Source organism: Bacillus coreaensis (assembly GCF_050586445.1).
In the GTDB taxonomy this organism is placed as follows: domain Bacteria; phylum Bacillota; class Bacilli; order Bacillales; family Cytobacillaceae; genus Robertmurraya_A; species Robertmurraya_A coreaensis.
Genome location: NZ_JBOCCY010000010.1, coordinates 12,940 through 31,126, shown reverse-complemented (window position 1 = coordinate 31,126; position 18,187 = coordinate 12,940). Strand labels below are relative to the sequence as shown.

Here is an 18,187-nt window from a genome sequence, read left to right as displayed (position 1 = left end):
TCTGGCTAAGCCTATTCTTCTGATAACCATTTCACTTTTAATTCGTCTAGCTTCCCGTTCTCTTCCATTTCCTTTAGGACTTGATTTACTTCGTCAACTAGTTCACTGCCCTTTGGAAAAGCAACCGCCATTCCTGGTGAGCTTGAAGTAGGATCATCAAATCCTGCTAATCCTTGCTCATTAATATATCCTGTAGCTACTGCCTTATCCAAGTATGCTACATCAATACGGTTCGATTGCAATTCTTGAATCAAGATGGTTGCGTTGTCAACAGCCTTGATTTCAAAATCAACTGTTTCCTGAAGTTTACGAGCACCCTCTTCTTGAATTGTACCTAACTGAACTCCAAGCGTTTTTCCTTCTAACTGCTCAAGGGATGTCACTTCAGAGTCTTTTAATGTGATAAACATTTCACCTGAGTGATGATATTGAGTAGAAAAATCAACGTTCTGAGCGCGCTTCTCTGTAGCAGACATTCCCGATAATACTAGATCTACACGATTTGCTTGTAGTGCTCCAATTAGTCCATCAAATTTCATATCCTCAATTTTCAGCTCATAGCCTAATTCATCTGCAATGTATTTAGCTAAATCAATATCGAAGCCTTCTACTTCTCCAGATGTGTTACGAGATTCAAATGGAGCAAAATCTGCAGAGGTTCCCATCGTTAATACCTTTTTGTCCTCTCCTGCTTCGCCGTTACCAGATTCATTATTTTGGCCACATGCTGCCAATGCTAACGTTAAAATTAAAGTAATAAGTAAACCGAACTTTTTCATGTTGTTTCCTCCTAATATAACGTTTATATGATGTATACGAATAATTATTCATCTGAATGAATAATAACACATGCATATAGTTTTGAAAAGTAGCTTTTCTAATATAAAAATATTCAGATTATTCTTCGAACTGTATTTATAATTTTATTATTTTAACAAATCAATACGATTATCCATTCATTCTTTTCATTTCTAAAAATTCGTTTACCACTTTTTCAAAGATTTCTTTATTCGTAAGTAATTCATAACCAGTTGAGGCAAGCGCAAGTGCCCCTTTACTTAAGATTTGATGAGAATTCTCAGTAATGGTGATATCTGCAAACTCTTTTGTATGAGCAACCAGACCCGGTGAATCAAGTCCAATATACGGATGAATAGCAGGGACAACATGACTTACATTGCCCATATCAATGGATCCATATGAGTCCTTTGCTTTTAATACCTTTTCCACTCCTGTAGCAAGTAGGTTTTCTGTAAAAAGGTCAGATAGCGTTTGATTGGTTAGCATGTTGTCGTAACTAAGTTCATAGTTGGTAATTTCAACTGTTGCCCCTGTTACTAATGCCGCACCATGGGCAATATTTTTCACTTTCTGAACGACTTCATCTAGATAGCTACGGTTATTCGCTCGTACATAAAATTGGGCAACTGAATAATCAGGAACGATGTTAGCAGCAATGCCACCTTCTTTAATAATTCCATGAATCCGAACATCTGATGTCACATGCTGACGAAGGGCATTAATACCATTAAAGAGCTGAATCACTGCATCAAGAGCATTGATTCCTTTCTCAGGAGATGCGGCCGCATGGCTTGACTGACCTGAATATGCAAATTGAATCGCATCCATTGCCAAGGAATCCCCACTTTCATAGGATTCATCAGCTGGGTGCAATATCATAGCCACATCAATATCATCAAAAATCCCTTGCTCCGCCATTGGAACCTTTGCTCCATTCGTTTCTTCAGCAGGCGTTCCAAGAACAACCACTCGTCCACCTATCTCATCAACCAATTTGCTCAGCAAAACGCCAGCACCTGCACTCATTGTTCCTATCATATTATGGCCACATCCATGTCCTACTCCAGGAAGTGCATCATACTCGGATAGATAGGCGATCGTAGGTCCTTCTTTTTTACTGTCGTATACCGCTTTAAAGGAAGTCGCCCGACCGACAATTCCTGTTTCCACTGCGAAATGATGCTCCTTTAAAAACGCGACCAGTTTTTCCATAGATTTATATTCTTGATCACCTAACTCAGGCTCGTGGTAAATGGAATCGCTCATATCCCATAGCTTATTTTGTATCGTTTCTAAATGTTGTTTTAATTGATTGTTCATTAGTAACACTCCTTTATATGTTGATAGAGATATATTTATAAAATTACATAGCATTAAATATTTATTCAACTTTTTTACTATTTTTCTAATATAATATATATCACTTCGAAATTCCAGCATATTTATTAGTTAATATTATTAAATATACAAAAAACCCTCTTTTCTTTAAGGAAAGAGGGTTTTTGATTCGTATAATTACCAAAGAAAATCGAATAAACTGCCTTTAAAAAGGTTTGTATCTATATTACATGCTGCTGCATCAATCCCATACTGCCAACCATACAGCAATGAACCTTCAGGAGCTTCAGCCACATTTTCTGGTGCATTTGCTTGAGTGGTAACATCTATATGAGGATAGGCCGTCCACAGAATGACCTTATTTTGTATCTCTTGATTTTCGTTTATTGAAGCTTGGTACGCATTAACTAATGCACTCTCCGGAGAGAATACACCATAGATTCCTGGTTCATAAGGAGAGTTCATCATCGTATCAAACCAGCCTTGAATAAAGGCCGAATCGACAGGATAATTTGGTTCAATATCTGCAAATATAGCTACTCCCTCTGGCACATTTAACTCTCCAGCCAAAGAGATTCCAATATTCGCTTGCTCTACCCCGTTTTCATAACCAGTTGCATTGTTAAATTGATTATTGATAAGAAGGATTTTTACTCCATTTGAATGCAAATATTCTACTTCCTCTATTGTTAACCCACTAGAAACGCCATCAATCGTTCCTAGATATCTACCCCAAACAGAAGGTTTTCCGAAATTTTCATTTACACAAGCGTATAGCTCATCTGTCGTATATGATGCAGAATCGACTCCCCAAAAATCAGCGTTTGGATCGATAGTTGTGTTAGCTTTTTCATTTCCATCTTCATTATTTCCATTTTCTTCCTTATTATTATTTTGTTGCTCTTTTGTACTTACGGTAGTAGCATCATTTTGATTTTGACTGGATTCATTTGAATCAGATTGAAAATAGAAGATTGGAATCAGTAATAAAACTAAAGCACTAATGAAGATGAGCAAGAAATTCCCCCATTTCAAATGATTCACCCCCTTGACAACAACCTATTCAAGTAGGGGAAAAACCGTTTGGGCGGAAATGAACCTTAGAAAAACAATAAGGGTATTCAGGAGCACTTCATTGTGACTTTGAATACCCTTTATACTAAGACTTCAATTGGTTGACTTTATAAATATCTCTTCGATGAACCAGTAGCTTAAGAATGGATGAGCTCGTATGTGGATCCACATGATTGGTTACCACTGGATTTACTCCAGTAACAATAGGGGTCTGCACCTCTTTTTTCAACCGGCAACGTATATTTTCAGATTTATATAGTCGATATTTATCTTTAATGGCTTCTTCTGTACGAATGTCTGAACCGACCATGATGGTTTTCCAAGTCAGTTTTGACCAAATCATCCCCCCTACTAAAAGGATAATAAGTAACCCAATCCAGTTGAGTACTTCCACTATAATCCCTCCCGCTGCGAGTGTTAAAGACTTCATACCCGCGAGAGGTCAGAGGTTAAACCTGATTCTAGAAAGTGTACGAGCCTAAAAAAAATGACCTCCACTCTAAAAGTGAAGGTCATTTCCTCTTCAACATACGCTAGTTGAATTACACTTGTATAATAGCGTCTAAAGCCACTTTCATTCCTGCATTCACTGCTCTACCGACTACCTCATTATGAGGATTATACTCTTCTCGAAGTTCCGCATCTGCAAAGCCATCAATCGCTAAAATAGCTCCCGCTTTAATTCCCTTCAAGGACGAAATAACAAAAAGAGCTGAGTTTTCCATTTCAACCGCCACAACTCCTGCTTTTTTATATAATTGGTGCGGGAATTCGAGAACACCAGAATAAAACGCATCAAGAGTAAGTGTCATACCTTCTTTTACCAATAGCTCTTCCACATTAGGTGAGGCTGCTTTTGTTAATGCCTCCACAATGCTCCGATCAGCAACAGCTGGAAACCCAGGAGGAACGATTTGTTTTGTTAGTCCATCACAACTTACAGCGGCTGTACTAATGACTAGACTACCAGGCTGCACATCTTTTTGATAAGAGCCAGCCGTCCCAACACGAATGATTGTTTGTGCACCACCCATGATTAACTCCTCAAAGCAGACGGCTGCCCCCGGTGATCCTACTCCGTGACTAACCACTGCTACTTTTGTTCCTTTCCAGCTACCTGAATAACTATGGTATTCACGGTTCTCACCTAATTTGGTTGGATTGTCCATTAATTCTGCAATGATTTTCGCCCGTGCTTGATCTCCACAAACAATGACCCGCTCTGGTAAACAATCAGATGATAATTTAAGGTTTGGCAGAAAGTTAGTCAAAGTCTTTTCGCTCCCATTCATCCTCCGAAATTGGAAGGTCCTCTCCTGAAAAACGTTCCTCTTTAAAAGGGTCTCCATTCAGATGGAATCCATTTTGTTCCCAAAATCCCGGTGTATTTTCGTCAATGAACTCAATTCCTCTAATCCATTTCACACTCTTCCAAAAATACAGATGAGGGACCACAAGCCTTAATGGCCACCCATGCTTATCTGTTAATGGCTCTCCTTCAAACGAATGAGCAAGAAGAACGTCGTCATGTAACAAATCAGCCAATGCTATATTTGCTGTATAGTCATGGTCTGCATGAAGCATCACGTATTTACTTTTAGGAGTGATCTCTAATGCCTTTAAGAAATCACTGAACTTTATTCCCGTGAATTGATTATCAAATCTAGACCAGCGAGTAACACAATGAATATCAACGGTCACGGTTGTTTCAGGCATTTCTTTTATTTGCTTATAGGTGAGTACAACCTCTTTATCTACCTCACCAAAAACCTTTAAGTCCCACTTTTCCAAATCGTAAACAGGTACGTCTCCTTCATACAAAATCGGAAAACGCTCCGTTAACGCTTGTCCAGGTGGAAGCCGCTTCGCATGCTTGGGATCGGCTACTGGTACTCTTGTTCGTTTAATTCTATCTGCTTTATTTAAGCTCATGTGTTTCACTCCTGTTCTTATCTAGAGCTTTGCTGTCCAGATGCTTGGGATTCTAAGCCACGATCCTTTAAAAAGAACATCGCGATAATCGTGATTACGTATGGCAGCATGGCCGTGAATTGAGTAGGCATAGAAAACCCTTGTAGCCTGATACTCAACGCATCCATCAGACCAAACAATAAACTCGAACCAATCATGCCAATTGGATGTGACCCACCAAGCATCATCGCTACTAACGCAATAAATCCTCTTCCAGCCGTCATTCCCTCAGTAAACATCGTAACTTGACCAAGCGAAAGCTGGGCTCCTGCAAGACCACATAAAACTCCACTCGCCACAATGGCTCCATACTGAAGCACGGTAACTTTTAATCCTAAGCTTCTCGCCGCTGCTTCATTTTTTCCAACTGCTAAAATACGGAACCCAACGACGGTTTTAAACAAGAAAACATATAATAGTATCGCTGCAATAAAGGCAGTATACACGAGTGGCGAGTGACCTGATAGAAGCTTTCCAACCACAGGAATATTTTCAATAAGTGGAAGGTCCCACTTCGGAAGTCCATTCATGTCTTTATCATAAAAGGCTCCTTTTACTTGAAAAATGGCTCGGAGGCCAAAAGTAGTTAATCCTAAAACAAGAAAGTTGATTGCAATACCGGCTACAATTGCATTAGCTTTAAACTTGATAGTTGCTAATCCAAATAATAATGAGACTAATACACCACCAAAGGCTCCTGTTAAGACGGCTACAATTACACTTCCACTATAATAGTTACCAACGATTGCGGAGAAGGCACCCGCTAGAATTAAGCCCTCCAGACCCACATTAAAGATACCGACTCGAGCGCATAACGCTCCTCCTAACGCAGCCAAAAGAATGGGGCTAACCATACGGATAGCAGAAGCAAATAGGGAATAATCAAACAGCTCCATTCACGTCACCCGCTTTCTTTTTAACTTTCCACCAGCTCAAGGTGAACTTTGCCGTAACGAATAAAATAAGAACACCTTGAATGACACTAGCAATTTCCAAAGGTACTTCTGTGTTACGTTCCATCCCCATCGCACCCGTTTGTAAGGCTGCCAGTAAAATCGCTGCTACTGCTGTACCTAATGGATTGGAGTTGGCTAACAGTGCTGCCATTAAACCTGTCCATGCATAGCCTGGGACGGTTAGTGCTCCCTCTACATATCGATACTGAGATCCCAAAACCTCAACTGTTCCTGCTAACCCAGCAATCCCTCCGCTAAAAAACATGCTAAAAAGGAGAACCTTCTGTTTATTAATACCGCCGTATTCAGCAAAGAAAGGGTTCTTCCCGAGCATTCTCACTTCATATCCAGAAGAAGTAAATTGGAGAACCACATATAAAATGACTGCACCAACAACGGCAATTACAAACCCCATATGCACGCTCATTCCAGCAAACAGTTTTGGAAGCCAGACTGCTTGATCAATCATAGGCGTTTGCGCTAGGGCAGCAGAACCTGACTTATCTTGAAAAGGTTCCGCTACCAAATAACCTGCGAACAAGACAGCAACATAATTTAAAAGAAGGGTAGAAATCAATAGCTGTACTTTATATTTCACTTCCATCCAACCGGCTAACAATGACCATAATCCACCAGCTATAAAGCCGGCAAAAAACGCAGCAAGCACTTTAACGATTCCAGCACCTGGTACATAAAGAGCTGCAAGCGCCGCGCACACGGCCCCTAATACCATCTGACCTTCTGCCCCCATATTAAACACACCTGCACGAAAGGCGAGAGCTAATCCCAAACCTATCAATATGATAGGGGTAGCTCGAGCAAGAGTGGCTGTTAGGAAGTAGAAGTTTCCAAATGCTCCATCCCACATGACTTTGTACGTATCGAGAATAGATTGTCCAACAAGTGCTATGGCAAGCGCTCCGGTTAACAGTCCAATGAGGACCGCTATCATTGGTTGGTATAAAGGCTTAAGCAGTTGTTGTATTTTTCGTTGAAGATTCATCTTCTTTTCCTCCTGCCATAAGTACACTCAGACGTTCTTCTGTTGCATCTTTTCTATCAAGAACATCAACGATTTTCCCTTCAAACATGACCGCAACCCGGTCTGATAGTAATAAAATTTCCGAAAGCTCCGAAGAGACCAGTAAAATTCCATCCCCACGGTTACGCTTTTCAAGGATTGCCTCATGGATATATTCCATGGCACCAATATCAACACCACGAGTAGGTTCAGCTGCAATGAGAAAATCGGTTTCAAATCCAAGCTCTCGTGCGACAATTAGTTTTTGTAGGTTTCCACCAGAAAGGTTCCCTGACTTGTCATCTAGAGATTTAACCTTTATCTCGAATCGGTCAATCCAAGTCTTTACAACCTCTCGGAACGACCTTTTTAAAAGAAAAGAATACTTGTTAAAAGCTTTTTTATGGTAATATCCCATAACACCGGTTTCTTCAATCGTAGCTTCCTTTGCAGCTCCCCATAAAAAACGATCCTCTGGTATATGTGCGAGCCCCTCTCTTCTTCTAAAGGCTACAGATTTACCAACTAGATGGGTGCCAGCTAAACGAATATTTCCCTGGTCAACCGATGTTAAGCCCGAAATCGCTTGAATAAGCTCTGATTGTCCATTACCAGATACTCCCGCAATTCCAACGATTTCTCCGCGGTGAACCGTTAATGAAAGCTGATCCAATATCGGTTTTGAACTTTTCCCTTTTATCGATATCGTTTCAAGTTCTAGCAGGGGCTCTCCATTTAATTGATTACGCTCCGAAAGCTGTTGGAGCTCTCGACCTACCATCATCGTAGCCAGGTGATCAATAGATGTGTCCACCTTTTTCACATTCCCTGTGACACGTCCATTTCGTAACACTGTCACATGATCGGCTACTTTCATGACTTCTGGTAACTTATGAGTGATAAGAATGATACTTTTTCCTTGATCGGCTAAGAAGCGAATCGTTTTTAATAGCTCCTCCACTTCAAAAGGAGTTAACACAGCTGTCGGCTCATCAAGAATGATAATTTCCGCACCCTGATATAGCACTTTCAAAATTTCAATCCGTTGCTGTTCTCCTACTGAACAATCTCCCGCTTTTTTATTAGGATTCACTTGAATCTTATATTGATCACTCAACTTTTGAACCTGTTCAGCTGCCATTTTTCTATTAAAAAATCCATTCTTAATGGGTTCATGCCCAATTACAATATTCTCGGTAACTGTAAAATCACTAAATAACATAAAATGCTGATGAACCATTCCTATTCCTTGTACAATCGCATCTTGAGGCCCATAAAATTGGACTTGTTTGCCATTCAGCTTAATTTCTCCACTCGTTGGCTGTTCTAACCCATAAAGCATCCTCATAAGCGTTGTTTTACCAGCACCATTTTCACCAACAATCGCAAGAACTTCTCCCTTTTTTAATTGAATGGAGATAGCATCATTCGCAAGGAAATCGCCATATTTCTTGGTCATTTCCTTCATCTCTAAGCGATAAGTCATTGTTTTCCCCCCTGTAAAAATGGAAACCGACTACAATTTGCAGTCGGTTTGATTTTTTCAGTTTACTCACTTAATGGATTTTCAATCACTTTATTACCTGCAATGATCTCATCATAAAGTGCTTTTACTTGATCAATAGCTTCTTGACCAACAAAAGAATGTAGTGGTGTATTGCTTTCGTGTGTCACATATGTTAACCCAACACCTTTTTCCTTAAGACCATACTCAACCACTCCAGGTTCAAAGCTACCATTAGCAAAAGCTTTTACCGTTTCATAAGCTGCTGCATCCGTACCTTTAAGCTGAGAGAGTACGACATGCTCAGGATCTACTTCAGTACGATCAATATCTTGACCTGATGTGAAGAAACCTTGTTCCTTTGCTGCTTCAAATACTCCTAAATCACCAACTGCTGAAGCACCAGCAACAAAATCTGCTCCTTTTGAAGCTTGAAGCAACGCTAATTCCTTAGCTTTAGCAGGATCTGAGAAGCTGCCCACATAGTTCACTAGGAACTCAGCTTCAGGATTTGTTTCCTTAAGCCCTTGTTCAAATGCTACTGTCCACTTTTTCATTAATGGAATATCCATTGCCACTACCATGCCAACTTTGTCCGTCTTTGTTGAAAGTCCAGCAGCTGCTCCTAAAAGATAAGCCGCTTCATGTTCACGGAAATTAACACTTTGAACATTAGGTAAATCTACCACTGTATCAATGATCGCAAATTGACGATCTGGATTTTCTGCCGCTACCTTTTTAAGAGCATCTTCTGATTCAAAAGAAGATGTAATAATAAGGTCATAGCCTTCAGCAACTGCTACACGAAGATTTTCTTCAATAGCTGAGTGATCAGTTGATTCAATCGTCTTTAACTCCACTCCAAATTCCTCGGCCGCTTGTTTCGCCCCTTCATCCATTTGTTGGAAGAAAGGATTCACACCCATTTTTTCAGGAAGTACTAAGGCAATCTTTTTCTTTTCTTCGCTTGTTGAACTACTATTATTCTCTGATTCTTCTGTTCCACCACAGCCTGCAACTAGTAGAATCAATCCTAAAATCAATACGGAAAATAACTTTTTCATGACGTTCCCCCTATGTGTGTTTTCATCATATGCATGTTTAATACCTGATAATAATCTACCAAATTACAAATAAAATAACAACACAAATATCGAACATTTATTTATTTTTTAAAATTAATGTTCGTGTTTTATCCATATATTTAATTTTCAGACAGTTTTTAACAATTAAAAAACACCTTTGTAGATGTGTCTTTGACAATCATAAAGGTGTTCTTTTATTTACCTATTATTCCATCCTAACTTTCAACATCTTCTCAATCTCATCTACAGGAACTGGTTTACTAAAATGATAACCTTGCATCATATGACACTTCATTTTCTCTAGCATTTCCTTTTGTTTTTGCGTTTCTACCCCTTCTGCAATCACTTCTACCTTCAACCGTTTTCCTAAGGCAATAATGCTTTGAATTATTGCCTTATATGCTGCATGGTGTTCCATTTCGGTTAGAAACTCTCTGGGAATCTTTAATTCTGTAATTGGTAACTTCGGAAGATAGGAGAGAGAAGAATAACCTGTCCCAAAATCATCAATGGATAGATTCACACCTAACATTCTAATTGCTTCAAGTTTTTTTAACGTTTCATTCATATTACTCATTGCCACTGCCTCAGTGATCTCGATATTGAGAAGATCTGGCCTAAGTTTTGTTTCTTCTAAAACACGCTTAATGGTTTCAATAAGTTGCGCGGACTGGAATTGCTTCGGAGAAATATTTACTGAAATTCTTAATTGCTCTCCCCATTGCTTTCCTTGTTCACAAGTTTCTCTCAATATCCATTCTCCAATAGGGATAATTAGATCAGTATCTTCTGCAATTGAAATAAAATCACCGGGATATAATAATCCAAATGTAGGATGCTGCCAACGAATAAGTGCTTCTACACCGTACATTCGATTTTTTTCCGTATCATATTGTGGCTGGTAGTGTAAAACCAATTCATTATTATGAACAGCCTTACTAAGATCACTTCCTAATACAAACGTGCTTCTTGAGTCTTCTTCCATTTTTGGTTCAAAAATTCTGAATTGATTTCTTCCATTGTTTTTAGCTTTATACATAGCTAAGTCTGCTTTTTTCATAAGAGAAATAGCCGTTTCTGAATTCCCAGGTTCGAAGATTGAAATCCCTATACTAGGAGTGGATAAGAATTCATAGTTTCTTATCGAATAAGGCTCACTTAATACACGACAAACAGACTCCGCCAATGTAACAACATGATCCCGATCTACAATATGATTAAATAGTAACGTGAATTCATCGCCACCTTGCCTGGCTATTATTGCTTGATCACCAACACAATCCGAAAGACGCTTAGCCATATCTACAAGTAACTCATCACCTGCATCATGACCAAGTGTATCATTTATATTTTTAAACCGATCTAAATCAACATACATAACCGCTAACATACTATTATCTGTAATACCGTCTTTGATTTCTGCATCTAAGACGCTCTCAAACAAAGCTCTGTTAGGCAACCCTGTTAACAAATCATGATACGCCATATAATTAATCTTATCTATACTTGCCTTTACATCTGTAATATCTTTCCCAATTCCATAAATTCCTTCAATCCTCCCATTAATCACAATTGGCACAAGGGTAATGACTACAGAATAAGCCCTTTCATTCTGACTGATTAAAGTAACTTCGAACACTTGTGGTTCTTCTTCTGTATTTGAAAAATGAGTGGCCACTCGATCAAGGTCACTCGGACTAATGAACTGATAAAATGATTTTCCAATTAGCTGAACAGTTTCCATTCCAACTAAGTGTGCACAAGAGGCATTTGCACTTTGAAAGGTTCCATTCAAATGAAGGGAGAATACTGCATCTGGATGATATTTAAAAAGAGACATATATCGTTCTGTACTAAGTAGTAAATCTTTATTGTTTTGGTCATATTTCAATAGTAATCGGTTGTTTTCCACTAAGATAAATACTAGTCGAACAATGATAAGAAAAATGATAAACGTTGTACTCAATGTAAACGGAGTGAGTTCAATTCCTTCGATTTTATAGAAAAATAATAAAAGTACCATTAAGGAAGTATACAAAATAATTAATTTCCATAACCCAACCTTTGAAGGGCGAACTGCATCCGATTGCTGTTTATTAACTGGTTTCATATAAAGACTAGAAAATCCGACTAGTAATAGTGCTAGAGTAAATAATGGATCAAGCAAGGTGCCTGTGTCATATTTTTCTCTTAGCGTTAAATATATGTATCCAGAATCTGCAAATACTTGAAAAACTAGTCCAACCAAAATATAAAATAACGCATTTCTTTTACCAAAATCATTTGAATCAAAATATAGTATCAGTGCACTAAATAATAAAATTAGGTCCCCAATCGGGTATCCAAGTGAAACAAATAGGTAGGCTCCTGTGATCTCTGAGTTCACAATTAAGCTTTTCATAATGAAATGATAGCTGAGTGTGGAAGCAGATATCATAAGAATAAGTACTTCAAACATCCAGCGCATTAACCGATGAATGGTTTTTACCTGATAAAAGTAATAACCTAATGCAATTAAATAAAACATAATTTGAAGCATATAAAAGATATCAGGCGAACCTGGATAAGGAACATTCACAAACAAGAAGCTCTCATAATACATCCACAATATTTCTGCTATGAAGTAGCTAAACGTTCCAAGAGAAAGAAATAACCAAAAATAATCTCTTTTTCCATCACTTTTTAAGAATCTAGACAACAACCATATACTAGAAATGAATGGTCCAATCGTAGAAATAATATTTCTCATTACTACTGTTAAGCGAATACTAGGATCTCCGAATATGACGATAAAATAGTACAAAAGTATGTATATAAAAATGTAAACGCCAATAGTTTTCTGATGTTTCGCCTTCATGTTCTGTCACTCCTCTAGGCGTATAGTCCTGTCTTTTATTATACTCTTAATAGAAGTTCGGTTGTAGGCCAGCTTTTTAGATTTTTCTAGTATTTTCGCTAGAAATATTTACCAATAAAAAAATCACCTTAAAAAAGCAGGAGATTTATCATAAATTTGGATAGACTGTAGGTATATGACTAAGTGTGGTGAACTCATTGTCTTTCATTCTTGATTTACTACTGTATACCGTTTCAATGGATCAAGTCATAGAGGCTGAGAAAGAGTTTTATGAAACCCTTCGCGTATATTGGCGGGACCATAACTACTTAACCTTTGACTGGTGGCTGCTCGTTTTTTTAAGTATTTTATCGCCTATTGTTTGGTGGAAAACGATTGATACAAAAAGAATTACGGAAATTACTGCTTTTGGGTTGTTTTATGGTATTACGGCAATTATCCTAGATTCGATTGGCAGCAGCACACTTGTTTGGGTATACCCAGTTCGGCTTACCCCTTACTTGTACCCACAATACTATCCTTATGATGTAGGGGTCGTAATCGTCCCGTTTATGTATTTGTATCAAAGGTGGGGAAATCACTTTAAACCGTTCCTCATATCAACGGGAATCCTTTCTGCCTTTCTTGCTTTTGTGGCAGAACCCTTTATGGAGTGGTTATATATTTACAAAGAATTAACATGGAAACATATTTATTCTTTTCCAATCTATTGGCTACTAGGTCTAATTTGTTGGGTCATTTTAAAACGATTTAAAAAACTTGAAAGCAAACCATAAACAAATCCCGCCTTTAGCAAGGAGGGATTTGTTTGAAATATTAAAGTAAAATAATTTCCTTTATTTGCTCCGTATATCAAAGTACGTAGATTGGGTTATACTCTCTTAACTCTTCCTTTGAACCATATCCATACGTCACACCGATTGAATCGATTCCTGTTTGTTTTGCTCCAATTACATCATGCTTTCTGTCGCCAATCATAATAAACTCATCCAAACTATACTGACTAAATGTATTTATTATGTACTGAATGATTTCTACCTTCGCAGATCTTGTACCGTCCAAATGACTTCCTATCACTAAATCAGGCTCGACTATGTTCAGTTTCTGTAACGCATACTGTACCGATTTGGTTATCCCTTCCTTAGGGTCTGATAGAGTTCCATCTAAGTCCAATAAAATAACTTTGTACTGACTCATCTTTATAACTCCTTTGTCATAAAGACACTATTAGGATCTTCTTTATATTCAGCAAACGGCCCACAATACGTAAACCCGAACTTGATATACAATGTTTTGGCGGCTTCAAACGCCTCCATTGACCCTGTTTCTAAACTGATTCTTTTATAACCACGGTACTTTGCTTCTTTAATTAGATGCTCAAGCAACTGCTTTGCTACCCCTTTTCTCAAATGTTGGGGAGATGTTTTCATTGACTTCACTTCCCCATGTTGAGGATCAAGCTCTTTCAGCGCTGCACAGCCAAGCAAATCTGTCCCTTCCCAAGCACTCCAAAACGTAATATCAGGTTGTCTTAATTTTTCTACATCAAGCGCATGAATACTTTCTGGTGGAGAATGTAATGTCATGCTGTGCAGATGATCACCTATTAACTCAGCTATCTCTGAACCTTTTAAATCATCCAGTCTTATATCCATCACACTCACTCCTTAACACTTGTTATATTTCTCCATTACCAACATTAAAACATAATCCGGATCCTAGTTTAAGATACAATTCCAGTTTTTTCATATATTTTTTTATAAATTAGAAACAAAAAAGCTACCAATTGGCAGCTAATCATTTATAAATAATGTCATCTCTAAGCGATGCTACTTTTGTTAAAGCCGTATCGATGTCTGCTTCGCTAACGCCAAAATGAGCAAGCGCATCGTGGAGATGCTTCGCAATCGCATCAAAATGAGCTGGTTGCAAATTCATCCCTTCATGTGCTTTGGCCATTGATTGTCCTGAATATTGATTTGGACCACCTAAAGCAAAGCTAATAAATTTAGTTTGATGGCGACGCTGTTTTTCCATATCAATGTCCTGAAAAAAGTGATTAACGGAATCATCTTTAAGAACCAATTCAGAATAAAAATAATCTACAACTTTTGCAATTGCCTCTTCTCCGCCAACTTTTTCATAAAGTGTTTGTTCCATGGTTATCCTCCTTTATATTCCAACAGAGGTGTTTTCCACAGTTTTTTACAAACTATTCATCCTCGTTATTTCTGAGTTTGTAGCGCCAGTTTAATCCCTAAGCCGATATACACTAACCCAACCACTTTCCCCATCCATTTTGCACTTTTCTTCGTCTTTGCAAAAAGCTTATTACCGATTGTACTGGTTACTAACACTAAACTAGTTGTATAAGTGATACTCATTAACACAAACGTTAAGCCAAGGACTAACAACTGAATTGCAACAGGAGTATCCCCACTCTTTACAAATTGAGGCAGGAATGCCAAGAAAAATAGAGATGTTTTTGGATTCAGCAACTCGATTAACATCGCCTGACGAAAAGAAATATTAGGATTTGAATTACTTTCTCTTTTATCAATTGGTTCCACTTTTTGAGCTTTTTCAATAATGGCACGAATTCCTAAATACACTAAGTAAGCAGAACCCAAATACTTTACTATTTCAAAGGCAAATGAAGAGGTCATCAAAATTGCGGAAAGACCTAGTACTGCAGCTAATGTGTGAAGAAAATCCCCGACGGCAATTCCTAGTCCCGTAACAATTCCGTTCTTCTTTCCACCTTTTATCGTTTGAGTTATCGTCAAAAAGACTGCTGGACCTGGAATTAAAAATAACAACAAAACTACAAAAATAAATGTTAGCATCTTAAATACTCCTATTCTTTTTCTCAGCGCTAATTTGTACTATTCCATCTCCCCATCACAAGGGTGTTATAATATTTCCCATCTGATAGAAGCTTGTCATTCTTTAATAATCCTTCAACTGTAAATCCAAACTTTTCATATAGTTGAATGGCTTTCGTATTTATTTCTAATACATGTAAATTCATTTTCTTCACTCCATTGAAGTCAGCCCAAGTTATAGATTCTTTTAATAAGCTCCTTCCAATTCCATAACCCCAAAAGTCTTTCAATACACAAATACCAAACTCTACCTTGTGTGATAATCTCTTTAAATTAGAACCTTCACATCTGGAATATCCGACAATGCGCCCATCTACCACTGCTACTAGAAATATGTTTCTACTATTCTCTGAATCACTTTTTATTAACTGCTCAAAACCAGCAATATTTATAAAACCTTCTCCTCTTTCTCGATCCATAAATTCTGTTTCTCCATCAATCTGCAACCTTAGTTCAGACAAAGTCTCAGCATCTCTTTCAACCGCTGACCTTATTGTATAACTTAGACCATTTACCTGGTATTCTTCATTCTTTATGATCACGATTTCTCTCACTCCTGTATATTATTACAATTCACTTCCATTAATTGGTTTCTATTTAATATATTCTTAATTTGTTTTTAACTTCGTGTTAAAAAGGATCTTATATAATGACTCATGTAAGAAAATTTTAAGGAGGAGTTATTATGTTTTTAAAAAATCTATCAGTAAATAAGTTAATTTCAATTGATTATTATTCTAATGGTTCCTTGAAAACTATTAAAGGACGTGTTTACAAGCTCGATCTAATCAAACAGTCTCTGTTGCTTAAAGATGAAACACACAAACCATTTACTATTCAATTATCAGGTATCAGGCATATTTATTAACTTCCACTACGAACGATCTCCTTTATAAGAAATCATAAGTAGTGGAAGGTTAATCCTTCCTCTTCTCCTACTGTCTTTTTCTGTTAAGTGACCAATCACTTTATCCAAATGTTATAAAAAAATGCGTAACCTAAGGTTAAACGCATCAGTTTAATTTAATCTCCACCACCGCAGGATCCACTACCACTGTCACTGCCGCTACTGCAATCGCTTGAGTAATAATCATTAGAACTCGATCCAGAAGGACTGGTAAAGAAACTGTTACTGTAGGAATTTGACCGGCGTGTTGGTCTATTGGTACCTCTTAACCCAAGAATAAGAATGAAAACGATAAATAATAAAAAGAATATGAAGCTATATACTATCGACATTTATATACCCCCTTACTTTTTATTAATGTAGTAAAATATACGTTTATGTATCAAATAAGTTTCACTCATTAAAAAGATGGTGAAGCAACCGCTCCCTATCTTCAAAAAACTGTTTCATAATCGAATAATGATAGGTTTCTTCCAATTTAACTTCATCCATCCCCTCTTTGGTCAATTGAATGATTTTTGAATCGGGATAAGCCATTAATATAGGCGAATGTGTTGATATAATAAATTGAGATCCTTCTTTAATTAGCTCATTGATTCTCGATAACATGGAGAGTTGCCTTAGAGGTGATAAAGCTGCTTCCGGCTCGTCAAGGATATATAAACCGTTCCCTCGGAAACGTTCAGTGAATGCGGCGAAAAATGATTCGCCATGTGATTGTTCGTGAAGGGATTTACCGCCAAAGGAATCAATAATTCTTGGAGCTGAAGAAGGTTCTTTGTCTAATTCCTCTATGTTGGTGGCCACATTATAGAAGGTTTCTGCTCGGAAGAAAAAATGATCCTTTGCCTTATTAACTCCCTTCACGACTCGTATATATTTGTCCAGATTTGAGTGTGAATCATAACTTGAAAAATTAAAGTTTAAAGTCCCGCCCTCTGGATTAAATCCTAAGGCAATGGCAATGGCCTCAAGCAAAGTTGATTTTCCCATTCCATTTTCACCAATGATATAAGTAACATTCGGATGAAAGATTACATCCTGAAAATTCCGGATGATAGGTAAATTTAGAGGAAACTCATCATACGAAAAAATCTGTTCCTTTTTTAAATACGCCTCTCGAATGAATTGGGTATCGTGGTTTAACAGCATCGAACTATCCCCTTTTCTAAGATTATCCGCTATCCTTATTTTACCATCAAAACTATTATACGTTTGTAAAAATAGACATTATTATCAATATTAAGAGGCAATAAGGAGTTATTTGAATAAAGACTCTCTTTCTGGGAATTTTATGTTATTAAGTGAAGAATTGTTTCAAATATTTTTATAACGGGTGATATAGGTGTCTTTTCGGGGCGATGCTCACAAACTGTACATGAAACTAATCAAAGTTTATAAACATGATAAGCCATTAGGGCAAGTGAGAGAACTGTTAGAGATTGAAGAAATTCGGGCGTTCTATCAAACCATTGAAACAGCAACTTTACAGTTAATCTACTACCGTATGACCAAAGAAAAACAGGGTTCTGGAATCATTCCTATTTTCGTTACTAGCATACCTTGGTTCTTTTTTCTTTTTTCAAAACAATTACAGGAATTTCTTTTCAAGGAAGGAAGTTTCCTTTTTCTTCTTTTTGGTATTTTCTATATGGTAACCCTTACGATAAGTGTCATTGTTCATTTTCGAGAAAATGCATGGGCAGCCGTCCATATTGAGATTATTCAAGATATTGTTAAAGAAAGGGAGAAACCGAACACGTAATATCTGCATGAAAAAAGGCAGTT

21 protein-coding genes are annotated in these 18,187 nt (G+C 37.5%); 3 read left to right on the top strand and 18 right to left on the bottom strand.

Annotated elements, in window-relative coordinates:
• Positions 1–11: 11 nt before the first annotated feature.
• The 11 genes from ACQ5H4_RS15450 to ACQ5H4_RS15400 form a co-directional block, all read right to left on the bottom strand.
• On the bottom strand, positions 12–779 hold the full coding sequence (locus tag ACQ5H4_RS15450; protein WP_430775902.1) for a transporter substrate-binding domain-containing protein: 768 nt from the start codon (positions 777–779) through the stop codon (positions 12–14).
• A 169-nt stretch (positions 780–948) separates the two neighbouring features.
• Positions 949–2,121 (bottom strand): M20 family metallopeptidase, encoded by a 1,173-nt coding sequence (locus ACQ5H4_RS15445; RefSeq protein WP_430775901.1) that lies wholly within the window; start codon positions 2,119–2,121, stop codon positions 949–951.
• A gap of 195 nt (positions 2,122–2,316) precedes the next feature.
• Positions 2,317–3,183 carry a glycoside hydrolase domain-containing protein gene (locus tag ACQ5H4_RS15440; protein WP_430775900.1) on the bottom strand — a complete coding sequence of 289 codons (867 nt, stop codon included), beginning with the start codon at positions 3,181–3,183 and terminating at the stop codon, positions 2,317–2,319.
• A 115-nt stretch (positions 3,184–3,298) separates the two neighbouring features.
• A complete protein-coding gene (locus ACQ5H4_RS15435; RefSeq protein ID WP_430775899.1) occupies positions 3,299–3,607 on the bottom strand; it encodes a hypothetical protein in 309 nt (102 codons plus the stop codon).
• Between the two features lie 148 nt (positions 3,608–3,755).
• Positions 3,756–4,484 carry a nucleoside phosphorylase gene (locus ACQ5H4_RS15430; protein WP_430775898.1) on the bottom strand — a complete coding sequence of 243 codons (729 nt, stop codon included), beginning with the start codon at positions 4,482–4,484 and terminating at the stop codon, positions 3,756–3,758.
• A complete protein-coding gene (locus ACQ5H4_RS15425) occupies positions 4,477–5,145 on the bottom strand; it encodes a sulfite oxidase-like oxidoreductase (RefSeq protein ID WP_430775897.1) in 669 nt (222 codons plus the stop codon). Before ACQ5H4_RS15425 ends, ACQ5H4_RS15430 begins: the two co-directional genes overlap by 8 nt.
• 17 nt (positions 5,146–5,162) lie before the next feature.
• Positions 5,163–6,080 (bottom strand): ABC transporter permease, encoded by a 918-nt coding sequence (locus tag ACQ5H4_RS15420; RefSeq protein WP_430775896.1) that lies wholly within the window; start codon positions 6,078–6,080, stop codon positions 5,163–5,165.
• Entirely contained in the window at positions 6,067–7,143 is a 1,077-nt protein-coding gene (locus tag ACQ5H4_RS15415; RefSeq protein WP_430775895.1) for an ABC transporter permease, read from the bottom strand. The genes ACQ5H4_RS15420 and ACQ5H4_RS15415 overlap by 14 nt, the downstream gene beginning before the upstream one ends.
• Positions 7,109–8,647 carry an ABC transporter ATP-binding protein gene (locus ACQ5H4_RS15410; protein WP_430775894.1) on the bottom strand — a complete coding sequence of 513 codons (1,539 nt, stop codon included), beginning with the start codon at positions 8,645–8,647 and terminating at the stop codon, positions 7,109–7,111. The genes ACQ5H4_RS15415 and ACQ5H4_RS15410 overlap by 35 nt, the downstream gene beginning before the upstream one ends.
• 62 nt (positions 8,648–8,709) lie before the next feature.
• Positions 8,710–9,729, bottom strand: coding sequence for a BMP family protein (locus tag ACQ5H4_RS15405; RefSeq protein ID WP_430775893.1), 1,020 nt, complete (start codon positions 9,727–9,729; stop codon positions 8,710–8,712).
• Between the two features lie 226 nt (positions 9,730–9,955).
• Positions 9,956–12,607, bottom strand: coding sequence for a putative bifunctional diguanylate cyclase/phosphodiesterase (locus ACQ5H4_RS15400; protein ID WP_430775892.1), 2,652 nt, complete (start codon positions 12,605–12,607; stop codon positions 9,956–9,958).
• 197 nt (positions 12,608–12,804) lie between these two features.
• On the opposite strand from ACQ5H4_RS15400, the gene ACQ5H4_RS15395 reads away from it, so the two are divergent.
• Positions 12,805–13,383: a CBO0543 family protein gene (locus tag ACQ5H4_RS15395; RefSeq protein ID WP_430775891.1), complete on the top strand. Its 579-nt coding sequence runs from the start codon at positions 12,805–12,807 to the stop codon at positions 13,381–13,383.
• A gap of 76 nt (positions 13,384–13,459) precedes the next feature.
• Here ACQ5H4_RS15395 and ACQ5H4_RS15390 read toward each other — a convergent pair whose 3' ends face one another.
• The 5 genes from ACQ5H4_RS15390 to ACQ5H4_RS15370 form a co-directional block, all read right to left on the bottom strand.
• Complete coding sequence (locus ACQ5H4_RS15390; protein WP_430775890.1) at positions 13,460–13,804, bottom strand: HAD hydrolase-like protein; 345 nt, start codon at positions 13,802–13,804, stop codon at positions 13,460–13,462.
• Positions 13,805–13,806: 2 nt separating this feature from the next.
• Positions 13,807–14,262, bottom strand: a complete 456-nt coding sequence (locus ACQ5H4_RS15385) for a GNAT family N-acetyltransferase (protein ID WP_430775889.1) — start codon at positions 14,260–14,262, stop codon at positions 13,807–13,809.
• A 142-nt stretch (positions 14,263–14,404) separates the two neighbouring features.
• Complete coding sequence (locus ACQ5H4_RS15380; protein WP_430775888.1) at positions 14,405–14,767, bottom strand: group I truncated hemoglobin; 363 nt, start codon at positions 14,765–14,767, stop codon at positions 14,405–14,407.
• 65 nt (positions 14,768–14,832) lie between these two features.
• Positions 14,833–15,453 (bottom strand): LysE family translocator, encoded by a 621-nt coding sequence (locus ACQ5H4_RS15375; protein ID WP_430775887.1) that lies wholly within the window; start codon positions 15,451–15,453, stop codon positions 14,833–14,835.
• A 29-nt stretch (positions 15,454–15,482) separates the two neighbouring features.
• On the bottom strand, positions 15,483–16,034 hold the full coding sequence (locus ACQ5H4_RS15370; protein WP_430775886.1) for a GNAT family N-acetyltransferase: 552 nt from the start codon (positions 16,032–16,034) through the stop codon (positions 15,483–15,485).
• 143 nt (positions 16,035–16,177) lie between these two features.
• On the opposite strand from ACQ5H4_RS15370, the gene ACQ5H4_RS15365 reads away from it, so the two are divergent.
• Positions 16,178–16,360 carry a YolD-like family protein gene (locus ACQ5H4_RS15365; protein WP_430775885.1) on the top strand — a complete coding sequence of 61 codons (183 nt, stop codon included), beginning with the start codon at positions 16,178–16,180 and terminating at the stop codon, positions 16,358–16,360.
• A gap of 155 nt (positions 16,361–16,515) precedes the next feature.
• Here the strand turns inward: ACQ5H4_RS15365 and ACQ5H4_RS15360 are convergent, their stop codons facing one another.
• Both ACQ5H4_RS15360 and ACQ5H4_RS15355 read right to left on the bottom strand, forming a co-directional pair.
• Positions 16,516–16,731 carry a hypothetical protein gene (locus ACQ5H4_RS15360; protein WP_430775884.1) on the bottom strand — a complete coding sequence of 72 codons (216 nt, stop codon included), beginning with the start codon at positions 16,729–16,731 and terminating at the stop codon, positions 16,516–16,518.
• Between the two features lie 61 nt (positions 16,732–16,792).
• The gene (locus tag ACQ5H4_RS15355; protein ID WP_430775883.1) at positions 16,793–17,551 is read right to left on the bottom strand and encodes an AAA family ATPase; all 759 of its coding nucleotides are present in this window, start codon (positions 17,549–17,551) and stop codon (positions 16,793–16,795) included.
• Between the two features lie 193 nt (positions 17,552–17,744).
• Here ACQ5H4_RS15355 and ACQ5H4_RS15350 point away from each other — a divergent pair, with 193 nt between their 5' ends.
• On the top strand, positions 17,745–18,164 hold the full coding sequence (locus tag ACQ5H4_RS15350) for a hypothetical protein (protein ID WP_430775882.1): 420 nt from the start codon (positions 17,745–17,747) through the stop codon (positions 18,162–18,164).
• The last annotated feature ends 23 nt before the right edge of the window (positions 18,165–18,187 follow it).

Bases quoted from the DNA above. Each gene is read 5' to 3' on its own strand.
- ACQ5H4_RS15450 (WP_430775902.1), bottom strand. From the start codon at position 779: ATGAAAAAGTTCGGTTTACTTATTACTTTAATTTTAACGTTAGCATTG.
- ACQ5H4_RS15445 (WP_430775901.1), bottom strand. From the start codon at position 2,121: ATGAACAATCAATTAAAACAACATTTAGAAACGATACAAAATAAGCTA.
- ACQ5H4_RS15425 (WP_430775897.1), bottom strand. From the start codon at position 5,145: ATGAGCTTAAATAAAGCAGATAGAATTAAACGAACAAGAGTACCAGTA.
- ACQ5H4_RS15420 (WP_430775896.1), bottom strand. From the start codon at position 6,080: ATGGAGCTGTTTGATTATTCCCTATTTGCTTCTGCTATCCGTATGGTT.
- ACQ5H4_RS15415 (WP_430775895.1), bottom strand. From the start codon at position 7,143: ATGAATCTTCAACGAAAAATACAACAACTGCTTAAGCCTTTATACCAA.
- ACQ5H4_RS15410 (WP_430775894.1), bottom strand. From the start codon at position 8,647: ATGACTTATCGCTTAGAGATGAAGGAAATGACCAAGAAATATGGCGAT.
- ACQ5H4_RS15405 (WP_430775893.1), bottom strand. From the start codon at position 9,729: ATGAAAAAGTTATTTTCCGTATTGATTTTAGGATTGATTCTACTAGTT.
- ACQ5H4_RS15400 (WP_430775892.1), bottom strand. From the start codon at position 12,607: ATGAAGGCGAAACATCAGAAAACTATTGGCGTTTACATTTTTATATAC.
- ACQ5H4_RS15390 (WP_430775890.1), bottom strand. From the start codon at position 13,804: ATGAGTCAGTACAAAGTTATTTTATTGGACTTAGATGGAACTCTATCA.
- ACQ5H4_RS15385 (WP_430775889.1), bottom strand. From the start codon at position 14,262: ATGGATATAAGACTGGATGATTTAAAAGGTTCAGAGATAGCTGAGTTA.
- ACQ5H4_RS15380 (WP_430775888.1), bottom strand. From the start codon at position 14,767: ATGGAACAAACACTTTATGAAAAAGTTGGCGGAGAAGAGGCAATTGCA.
- ACQ5H4_RS15375 (WP_430775887.1), bottom strand. From the start codon at position 15,453: ATGCTAACATTTATTTTTGTAGTTTTGTTGTTATTTTTAATTCCAGGT.
- ACQ5H4_RS15365 (WP_430775885.1), top strand. From the start codon at position 16,178: ATGTTTTTAAAAAATCTATCAGTAAATAAGTTAATTTCAATTGATTAT.
- ACQ5H4_RS15360 (WP_430775884.1), bottom strand. From the start codon at position 16,731: ATGTCGATAGTATATAGCTTCATATTCTTTTTATTATTTATCGTTTTC.
- ACQ5H4_RS15355 (WP_430775883.1), bottom strand. From the start codon at position 17,551: ATGCTGTTAAACCACGATACCCAATTCATTCGAGAGGCGTATTTAAAA.